8 protein-coding genes are annotated in these 7,889 nt (G+C 61.0%); 1 reads left to right on the top strand and 7 read right to left on the bottom strand.

From position 1 onward, the window contains the following. From plsY to glmU, 3 genes are all read right to left on the bottom strand, one after another. On the bottom strand, positions 1–522 hold a 522-nt coding region (gene plsY, locus V3W31_02780; GenBank protein MEE9613863.1), incomplete at its 3' end, for a glycerol-3-phosphate 1-O-acyltransferase PlsY. A 14-nt stretch (positions 523–536) separates the two neighbouring features. Further along, complete coding sequence (gene glmS / locus V3W31_02775) at positions 537–2,387, bottom strand: glutamine--fructose-6-phosphate transaminase (isomerizing) (protein MEE9613862.1); 1,851 nt, start codon at positions 2,385–2,387, stop codon at positions 537–539. Positions 2,388–2,444: 57 nt separating this feature from the next. Further along, entirely contained in the window at positions 2,445–3,866 is a 1,422-nt protein-coding gene (gene glmU, locus V3W31_02770) for a bifunctional UDP-N-acetylglucosamine diphosphorylase/glucosamine-1-phosphate N-acetyltransferase GlmU (protein MEE9613861.1), read from the bottom strand. Positions 3,867–4,058: 192 nt separating this feature from the next. Here glmU and V3W31_02765 point away from each other — a divergent pair, with 192 nt between their 5' ends. After that, positions 4,059–4,622 (top strand): MXAN_5187 C-terminal domain-containing protein, encoded by a 564-nt coding sequence (locus V3W31_02765; protein ID MEE9613860.1) that lies wholly within the window; start codon positions 4,059–4,061, stop codon positions 4,620–4,622. Positions 4,623–4,643: 21 nt separating this feature from the next. Here the strand turns inward: V3W31_02765 and V3W31_02760 are convergent, their stop codons facing one another. From V3W31_02760 to V3W31_02745, 4 genes are all read right to left on the bottom strand, one after another. Next, positions 4,644–5,669 (bottom strand): tetratricopeptide repeat protein, encoded by a 1,026-nt coding sequence (locus V3W31_02760; protein ID MEE9613859.1) that lies wholly within the window; start codon positions 5,667–5,669, stop codon positions 4,644–4,646. Positions 5,670–5,769: 100 nt separating this feature from the next. Then, a complete protein-coding gene (gene atpC, locus V3W31_02755) occupies positions 5,770–6,186 on the bottom strand; it encodes an ATP synthase F1 subunit epsilon (GenBank protein ID MEE9613858.1) in 417 nt (138 codons plus the stop codon). A 13-nt stretch (positions 6,187–6,199) separates the two neighbouring features. Continuing rightward, a complete protein-coding gene (atpD, locus tag V3W31_02750) occupies positions 6,200–7,642 on the bottom strand; it encodes a F0F1 ATP synthase subunit beta (protein ID MEE9613857.1) in 1,443 nt (480 codons plus the stop codon). A gap of 45 nt (positions 7,643–7,687) precedes the next feature. Continuing rightward, positions 7,688–7,889 (bottom strand): F0F1 ATP synthase subunit gamma (locus tag V3W31_02745; protein ID MEE9613856.1); only part of this gene is annotated, 202 nt, incomplete at its 5' end.

Below are 7,889 nucleotides of genomic sequence, written 5' to 3'. Positions count from 1 at the left end.
AATAAGCGCGCCGATAACCAGCCCCAGGCCGGCGTACCCGGTACGCAGTATGCCCAGGCATAGCGGCAGGGCGAGCGAGGCGAATATCGAGCCGGCGGAGACGTACTTGGTGGCAAGGGTGACCATGAGAAAGACCGTCGCGCTCAAGAGCGTAGCCACCGGCGAGATTACAAGGAAGATGCCGACCGCCGTTGCGACCCCCTTGCCGCCCTTAAAGCCCAGGAATACCGGAAAGAGGTGGCCGAGGAAGGCCGCGAGGCCGACGATGCCGACCGACATCTTCGATAGTCCGAGGAGGAGCGCCAGCCCCACCGGGAGCGCCCCCTTGCCGACGTCGCACGCGAGGGTTACCGCGCCGGCCTTCTTCCCGGCGATACGGCTCACATTGGTCGCCCCTATGTTGCCGCTGCCGGCCTCCCGGGGGTCTACCCCCTCGAAGTAGCCCGCGGCCAGTATCCCGAAGGGTATCGAGCCGAGGAGATATGCGCCTACCGTCAGGAATAAAGTCAGTATGAACTCCATAGTCCGCCTCCTCTCTACTCAACCGTAACGCTCTTAGCCAGATTACGCGGCTGGTCCACGTCCGTGCCCTTAAGGACCGCTATATGGTAGGCAAGGAGCTGGAGCGGCATTGACATGACTATCGGCGTCAGGTAGTGTGGGGCGGCCGGGACCTCTATTACGTCGTCCACCTTCTCCGACGCACCACCTTTACTACCTGCGTCCCCCTCCCCAACAACGGCTATCACCATCCCCCCCCGGGCCTTCACCTCTTCCATGTTGCCCATTATCTTGGGGTAGCTCGCGTCCCTCGGGGCGAGGACCACGACCGGCATTTCCTCGTCTATAAGGGCTATGGGGCCGTGCTTCATCTCTCCGGCCGGGTAACCCTCGGCGTGTATGTAGGAGATTTCCTTCAGTTTCAACGCCCCTTCGAGCGCTATGGGGTAGTTTATCCCGCGACCGAGGTAGAGGAAGTCGCGCACGTGGAAGTACTTCTTCGCTACCTCCTCTATGTGGCGGGTGTCGTCGAGTATCCTTTCGAGCTTTCCGGGGAGGCGCACGAGCTCCTGCACGAGCTCCACCCCGCGGTCGTGGTCTATCCCGCCCGTCCCCCCCCTCCCCCCCCTCCTCCTGCCGAAGTAAAGGGCGAGCAGGAAGAGGGCAGTGAGCTGGGTGGTAAAGGCCTTTGTCGAGGCCACGCCTATCTCCGGGCCCGCATGGGTCATAAACGTCCAGGCGGCCTCCCTCGCGAGGCTGCTCCCGACGACGTTACAGACGGCAATGACGGGAGCCCCCTTCTTCTTCGCCTCCCTTACGGCGGCAAGGGTGTCCGCCGTCTCGCCCGACTGGGATATGGCAAGGACGAGCGTGTCCTTGCCAACGAGCGGGTTGCGGTAGCGGAACTCGCTCGCGAGGTCCACCTCCGTCGGCACGCCGAAGAACTCTTCGAAGAGGAACTTCCCGACAAGGGCGGCGTGCCAGGACGTGCCGCAGGCCACGATGTACACTCGCTTTATCCCCTCCAGGGGGACGTTAAACCCGTCAAGGAAGACGTCGCCCGACTCCTCCATCACGAGCCCCCTGAAGGTATCGGCTATGGCGCGCGGCTGCTCGAATATCTCTTTCAGCATGAAGTGCCGGTAGCCGCCCTTCTCGGCCATTACCGGGCTCCAGTCTATGGTAACGGGCTCTCTATCCACCTTATTGCCGCGGGAGTCCGTTATCGTAACGCCCTTTCCCGTTATGGTCGCCACCTCGCCGTCCTCCATGAAGACGGCCTTGCGGGTGATATCCAGTATGGCCGGCATATCGGAGGAGAATACCGTCTCACCCTCCCCGAGACCCACCACGAGCGGGCACTCCATCCTCGCCCCCACTATCCTGTCCGGCTCTTTTATACTTATGGCGGCGAGCGCGTAGGTCCCCTTAACGCGCTTTACGGCTTCGCGGACCGCATCCTCCAGTCCCCTGCCCTTCTCCACCTCCCGGCTTATGAGGTGGGCGAGGATCTCGGTATCGGTCTCGGACCTGAACTTTGCGCCGTCTTTTTTAAGCTCATCTCTTAAGGCGAGGTAGTTCTCTATGATGCCGTTATGTACCACGGCCACCCCGCCCTCCAGGTGCGGGTGGGCGTTCTCCTCGCTGGGCCTGCCGTGCGTGGCCCAGCGGGTATGCCCTATGCCGACGCTCCCCTTGATCGGCTCTTCGGCTACCTTCTTAACGAGCCCCGCTATCTTACCGACGCTCCTCCTTAACCCTATCTCCCCCCCGTTAAGCACGGCGAGCCCCGAGGAGTCGTAACCACGGTACTCGAGCCTCTTAAGCCCGCCGAGGAGTACGCCGCTTGCGTCCCTCGGCCCTATGTATCCGACTATCCCGCACATGGTTTTAGTGCCGTTATGCGTGATGCGGAAAAACCTTCCGTATAACACACCACGGCCTTATCCTTTCTTCCTCTTTTTTACCCAGCCCTTTACGATTTTCTGCTCGGCCCTCGATAGCGCCAGCGAGCCCGCGGGTACGTTCTTCGTAATGGTCGAGCCAGAGCCTATGTAGGCGCCCTTCCCGACCCTGACGGGCGCCACGAGCTGCGTGTCGCTCCCTATGAACGCCCCGTCCTCTATGGTGGTCCGGTGCTTCCCGGCCCCGTCGTAGTTGCAGGTTATGGTGCCGGCGCCGATATTCACGTCCTTACCTATTACTGCGTCCCCGATATAGCTAAGATGGTTGGCCTTCGTACCCTTCCCTATCTTCGAGTTCTTGACCTCGACGAAGTTCCCTATCCTCGCCCCGTCCCCTATGGAGTTGCCGGGCCTGAGCCGGGCGAACGGGCCGATGGTGGCGTTCTTACCTATAAGGGAGGACTCTATCATGGAGAAACTCTTGACCGTCGTGCCGGGCCCTATGACGGAGTCCTTTATCTTGACCCCCTCCTCTATGGTAGAGCCCGCGCCGACGGCCGTCTCACCCACGAGATGCACGTCCGGATAGAGGGTCGTATCCCTGCCTACCCTGACGCCCGAGTCTACGTAGGCCGAGTCCGGGTCCATGACCGTAACGCCCGAGAGCATGAGTTCGGTTACTATCCTCCCCCTCATGGCGGCGCCTGCGCGCGCGAGCTCCACGCGGGTATTGACGCCCATTACCTCCTCGGGGTCGAGATGGGTCAGCGCCGAAACTTTTTTTCCATTTTTTCTCCCGCCGCCTTCCGAGGCAAGGGAGACGAGGTCGGTAAGGTAGTACTCCCCCTGGGCGTTTTTCTTCTTGAGACGCTTCAGGTTTTTAATAAGGAACTCGGAGCTTACGACGTATATTCCGGCGTTCACCTCATGAATGTCCCGCTCGGCGCCCTTCAACTCCTTCTGCTCGACTATTCCGGTAACCCTCCCCTTCCCGTCCCTAATGACCCTTCCGTATCCGGTGGGGTCCACGAGTATCGCGCTTACAAAAGAGAGGACGGGCCTCTCCCTTCCCCTTGCCCGGCGGTGGAGTTTCAGGAGGGCCTTTATGGTGGAAGCGGTGATGAGCGGCACGTCGCCGGAGAGGATAAGGACGTCGCCCTTAAAACCCTTTAGCCCCTTCATCCCGCACTTTACGGCGTGGCCCGTACCGAGCTGTTGGGACTGGAGGCAAAACTTCATCCCCCTGCCCCCCTTACCATCTTTTCCAATGAGGGCGCTCCTCACCTCTCCGCCCCCGTGGCCCGTAACGACCGCGACCCTCTTCGCGCCGAGGCTCCTAAGCACCTCTATCGGGTAGTGGAGCATGGGTTTCCCGGCCACCGGATGCAATACCTTGGGGAGAGCGGACTTCATCCTCTTCCCCTTACCCGCGGCAAGGACTATGGCTGCAAGACCTTTCACATTCACCAAGATATATCAACCTCCCTGCGCCGTCAAGCCATTATTTATGCCTCAGCAGCACCCTGAGGGTATTTCAATTCCATGACGACCGTTGCGGGTATTCGATACCAATGCTGTATTGGGCCGCTTATGGCGTTAACCGTGCGGCAGCACCCTTTACATCCCCCGCGCCCTCTGGTAAAATCAGGGCTTATGAGCATTAATGAAGATATACCTTTGCTCGACGTCAAGCTCACGAAGCTCAAGGTCGAGTACGAGCAGTACTTCATGCACATACTCAAGCGGGAGCCCCTCCGGCTAAGGGAAGATGTCGACCGGCTGGTCAGGCGCTACAGCAACGTACCCATCAGCAATACCGGCCTCAAGTACAAGTACCAGAGCCTGGTCGGCAGGTACATCTCGTACAAACAGTACTGGGCCAGGACGATCCGGGCCATCGAGGAGGGCACCTACGTGAGGAGGGCCGAGGGAGGGGGAGCGAGGGGGGCGCCCCCGCCGGAGCCGACAAGGTCCGCGGAAAAGCCCGTCGACCCCGGGATGCCTGGAATGCCAGGGATGGAAGACATCTACAAGAAGTACCTCGACGCGAGAAAAGAGTGCAGCGAATCCACTGACGACGTCTCCTATGAACGGATCCAAAAGGGCGTAAACCAGCTTAAGAAGAAGGCCGAAAACACTTACGGGAAAGACGTGGAGGTGAAGGTCTACGTAAAGGACGGCAAGGCGACTATAGGGGTCGTGCCAAAGAAGAAGTAGCGGCCGCAGGCAAAAGTTCTATCAGCCTCCCCCTCCTCCCCCTGCTTTTCCCTTCCCCGTCACCCCCCCTTTCCGGTCCCACTTTTCCTTCATGAGTCTTTCGAGGTTCTGCCGTACCGCGGCGGAGCCGGGCTTGAGCCTTAATGCCTCCCTGTACTCCCTTACGGCCTCGTCGGTAAGGCCCATACTGGCGTAAACCGTCCCCAGGTTGGCGTGCGCCCCGGCGTGGTCCGGCTTCAGTCCGAGCGCCTTTTTGAACTCGGCTGCGGCCTCCTCCATCCTCCCCTGCCCGGCATAGACGGTCCCGAGGTTGTAGCGGGTCTCGGCGCGGTCCGGCCCGAGCCTTAAGGCCTCCCTGTAGTGCTCCCCGGCGGCATCGAACCGCCCCTCCTTTGCATGGACCGCCCCGAGCCCGTAGTGGGCCTCGGCCGCCAGACCCCGGTCCAGCCTCGCCACCGCGGCGTACTCCCGTTCGGCCTTCTCGTACATGCCCTTGCTGACATATATCTTCCCGAGATTGTAGCGGGCGTGCGCGAAGTCAGGCCGGGAGCGGACCGCCGCCTCGTATTCCCCTGCGGCCTCGTCCAGGAGCCCCTGCTTCTCAAGGGCTATCCCGAGATTATAGTGCACCATCGGGTGGTCGGGCCGTGCGGCAAGGGCTATCTTGTACTCCTCGACTGCCTCGTCGAGGAGCCCCTGCTTCAGGTAAACGCCCCCGAGGTTATAGTGCGCCTCCATGTGGTCGGGTTTTAGTTCCACGGCGGCCCTGTACTCGCTTGCGGCCGCTTCCGCGAGGTCCAAAGCGTCGTAGGCGCGGCCGAGGTTATTGTGCGCCCTCGCCTTCCCGGGGCTCTTCCGGGCGACGTCTTCCCAGAGCGCCCGCGCGTCCCCGAGTGTGGAGTTCCTGCCATGGGAGAGAAGCGAAAGGGTAAGTACCGCCAGTATCATGACCAGCGGCGCGGCAAGGGCGGGCCGTAAGCCGACCCCCTCTGCAGCAGGCCCCTTGTCTTCAAAAAGCTTCCGTTTCTTCCTGCTCGCCTTGCCCATGGCGAAAGGGTATCACGGCGCTATTTCGGATGCAAACGGCTTTGTACGGGATTCGAGCGGTAAGTCAGAGGGTGGAAAGAGGTGCCGGGGGAGGGGGGGGTTATTCCTTTGCCTTTTCGCAGACGCCCACCCGCGCACTGGCAAGCTCGAATACGCGTAGCGCCTCCCTGTACTCGGGGTTGTCCGGGGTAAAGGCTTTTAAGCCCTCGTCGGCCTCCTTAAGCTCCTCGCGGGCCTTCTCTATATCTATGTCGCCCGCGCTCTCGGCGCTGTCGACGAGGATGGTGGCCCTTCCCGGCCCGATCTCGGCGTAGCCGCGGTCTATTGCGAGCCGCCCTGTAGTGGAGTCGGCGGTCTTGTAGGTAATCTCGCCGGGCTTGAGCGGGCTCAGGAAAAGCGTGTGCCCCTTAAGGACCCCGAACTCGCCCGCCTCGCCGGGGGCCACCACTTCCTCGACCTCCTCGGAGAGGATAAGCCTAAGCGGCGTTACTATCTCAAGCAGAAATGTATCGGCCATAAGAGTATCCTTCTTAGCCCCCGGCCCTGAGCTTCTCGGCCTTTTCGGCGGCCTCCTCCAGGGTACCGACCATATAGAAGGCCTGCTCGGGCTTGTCGTCGTGCTCACCCTCGCTTATCTCCTTAAAGGCCTTTACCGTATCCTTTATGCTCACGTACTTGCCGGGCGTGCCGGTGAACTGCTCGGCCACGAAGAAGGGCTGACTCAGGAACCTCTGTATCTTCCTCGCCCTTGTGACGACGAGCTTGTCGTCCTCGGAGAGCTCGTCCATGCCGAGGATGGCGATTATGTCCTGGAGGTCCTTATACTTCTGGAGTATCTGCTGTACGCCTCTGGCGACGGCGTAGTGCTCGTCTCCGACTATCTGCGGGTCGAGGATCCGGGAGGTCGAGTCGAGCGGGTCGACGGCTGGGTATATGCCGAGCTCGGCAATCTGACGCGAGAGGACGGTCGTTGCGTCCAGGTGCGCGAAGGTCGTTGCCGGGGCCGGGTCGGTAAGGTCGTCGGCCGGGACGTATATGGCCTGGACCGAGGTGATCGAGCCCTTGGTGGTCGAGGTAATCCTCTCCTGAAGCTCACCGACGTCGGTGGAGAGAGTCGGCTGGTATCCGACGGCAGAAGGGATGCGCCCCAGAAGGGCCGAGACCTCGGAGTTGGCCTGCACGAAGCGGAATATGTTGTCTATGAAGAGCAGCACGTCCTGCCCTTCTTCGTCCCTGAAGTACTCGGCCGCGGTAAGCGCCGATAGCGCGACCCTTGCCCTCGCGCCCGGAGGCTCGTTCATCTGGCCGTAGACGAGAGAGGCCTTGTCTATAACCCCGCTCTCCTTCATCTCGAGCCAGAGGTCGTTGCCCTCCCTTGTCCTCTCGCCGACCCCTCCGAAGACCGAGAAGCCGCCGTGCTGCTGGGCGACGTTATTTATGAGCTCCATTATGAGGACGGTCTTGCCCACGCCCGCCCCTCCGAAGAGACCTATCTTCCCGCCTTTCAGATACGGGGTCAGAAGGTCGACGACCTTGATGCCGGTCTCGAAGACCTCGAGCGTGGTCGACTGCTCGGCGAAGCTCGGGGCGGGACGGTGGATGGGGTAGGTCTTCTCGCTCTCGATGGGACCCATCTCGTCGACCGGCTCGCCTATGACGTTCATGATCCTCCCGAGAACGGCTTTTCCGACCGGGATCTTGATGCCCTCGCCGGTATCGATAGCCGCCGTGCCGCGTACGAGCCCCTCGGTGGCGTCCATGGCGATGCACCTTACGGTATTCTCTCCGAGGTGCTGGGCGACTTCGGCGACGAGGTTCCACTCCTTGTCGCTTATGCTCGGGTTCGAGAGCTTTATGGCGTTATATATCGCCGGCAGTTGCCCGGGCGGGAACACTATGTCCAGCACCGGCCCTATTACCTGCGTTACCTTCCCCTCTATTTTTTTTCCCTTTTTTCCCTTTCCCTCTCCCATCTCAGAAAAACCTCCTCTTTTATAGACAGACGCTAAACCGTTTTATCACTTGAGCGCTTCGGCGCCCCCTATTATCTCCATAAGCTCGGTGGTAATGGCCGCCTGGCGGGCCCTGTTGTACTTGAGCGTGAGAGAGCCTATCATCTCCGAGGCGTTCTTGGAGGCCGAGTCCATGGCGGTCATCCTCGCGCCGTGCTCGCTCGCGGCGGTCTCGAGGAGCGCCTTGAAGAGCCTTACCTCCACATAC

The organism is Thermodesulfobacteriota bacterium, from assembly GCA_036482575.1.
Classification (GTDB): Bacteria; Desulfobacterota; GWC2-55-46; order GWC2-55-46; family JAUVFY01; genus JAZGJJ01.
The sequence above is the reverse complement of the archived record's forward strand: the minus strand, read 5'-3'. Positions and strand labels throughout refer to the sequence as shown.

Bases quoted from the DNA above. Each gene is read 5' to 3' on its own strand.
- glmS (MEE9613862.1), bottom strand. From the start codon at position 2,387: ATGTGCGGGATAGTCGGATACATAGGGCCGAGGGACGCAAGCGGCGTA.
- V3W31_02765 (MEE9613860.1), top strand. From the start codon at position 4,059: ATGAGCATTAATGAAGATATACCTTTGCTCGACGTCAAGCTCACGAAG.
- V3W31_02760 (MEE9613859.1), bottom strand. From the start codon at position 5,669: ATGGGCAAGGCGAGCAGGAAGAAACGGAAGCTTTTTGAAGACAAGGGG.
- atpC (MEE9613858.1), bottom strand. From the start codon at position 6,186: ATGGCCGATACATTTCTGCTTGAGATAGTAACGCCGCTTAGGCTTATC.
- atpD (MEE9613857.1), bottom strand. From the start codon at position 7,642: ATGGGAGAGGGAAAGGGAAAAAAGGGAAAAAAAATAGAGGGGAAGGTA.